This is a genomic window from Variovorax sp. 01T439_2 (assembly GCF_056398445.1).
Genome location: NZ_JBFTPJ010001249.1, coordinates 1 through 1293 on the forward strand (window position 1 = coordinate 1; position 1293 = coordinate 1293).

Annotated in this window: 1 protein-coding gene; it reads left to right on the forward strand. The window is 61.2% G+C overall.

The window, feature by feature from the left end; all coding sequences use genetic code 11:
* The coding region (locus AC1DOC_RS33995; RefSeq protein ID WP_478131611.1) for an aminotransferase class V-fold PLP-dependent enzyme at positions 1–817 on the forward strand (817 nt) is incomplete at its 5' end.
* Positions 818–1293 lie beyond the last annotated feature (476 nt).

A 1293-nucleotide genomic window follows, 5' to 3' on the forward strand; every position in this document is an offset into this window, starting at 1 on the left:
CATAGATTCGGTGCGAGAAGCCCTACGCGACGACACGATTCTGGTGTCCATCATGTTGGTCAACAACGAGATCGGTGTGATCAACCCAGTCGAGGAGATTGCGCAGTTGTGCCGTGATCGCGGCATCGTCTACCACTGCGACGCGGTGCAGGGGGCGGGCAAGATCCCGATCAACCTCAGCACATTCAACGCCGATCTGTTGACTGTGACCGCGCACAAGGTCTACGGTCCTAAGGGCATCGGGGCGCTGTATGTGCGTCGCAAGCCGCGGATTCGGATCGAGGCGCAGATCCATGGTGGGGGTCATGAGCGCGGGATGCGCTCCGGGACCCTTCCGACTCACCAGATCGTTGGTATGGGGGAGGCGTTTCGCCTAGCGAAGATCGAAATGGAGGCAGAGTCCGCGCGTGTGAGGCGGTTGCGGGACCGGCTCAGCGCAGGCCTGACCCAAATGGAGGAGGTGTATGTCAACGGCAGTCTTGAGCACCGGGTGCCGCACAACCTCAACATGAGCTTCAACTACGTCGAGGGGGAGTCGCTCATCATGGGAATGAAGGACATTGCGGTGTCGTCGGGTTCCGCCTGCACCTCCGCTTCTCTGGAGCCATCCTTCGTGCTTCGCGCTCTGGGTCGTAGCGACGAACTCGCCCACAGCTCCATTCGGTTCACGCTTGGGCGGTTCACTACAGAGGCGGAGATCGATGCGGTGGTCCGGCAAGTCACGGAAACTGTGGCGAGGCTTCGCCTGCTGAGTCCGCTGTGGGATATGTACAAGGAAGGGGTCGACATCTCATCGATTAAATGGGCTGCGCATTGACACGAGCATAGGTCGAAATCGCGGTGCGGTTCAAGACCCAGATCCGCTTGACGATGCCGGTGATGGGTCTCGCGGTTCCGAACGCTGGTCAAAGGCAGCCTGTTCGTTATGGCCGCAAGCGCCGGTGGCGGCTAGGATCGTGATCGGCCAGCATCCTTCGCAGTGCACAGGTCCGACGGCGCATGCTGGAGATGGGCGCCGAGCACCGAACCGGTAGGCGGGACGCCGGAGGCGTTCCGCAATCTGGCGCTGTCCGAACGTCGCCGCTGGGAGCTGGTGGCGCGTGCGGAAGAGATTCGTATTGAAGAAGGGCGAGGCGTGCACTCGGCTACGAAGGGCAGTCGAGCATTTCTGGGCATGGCCCACTGCGCCTGCAGGTGCTATGGGCCACTACCGCATTGAGCATGTTTACAGCCGTCGGCTCTATCGAAAGATGGAGCATTTTTCGATGCGTGTCTTCCAGCCGGACGCCGCGC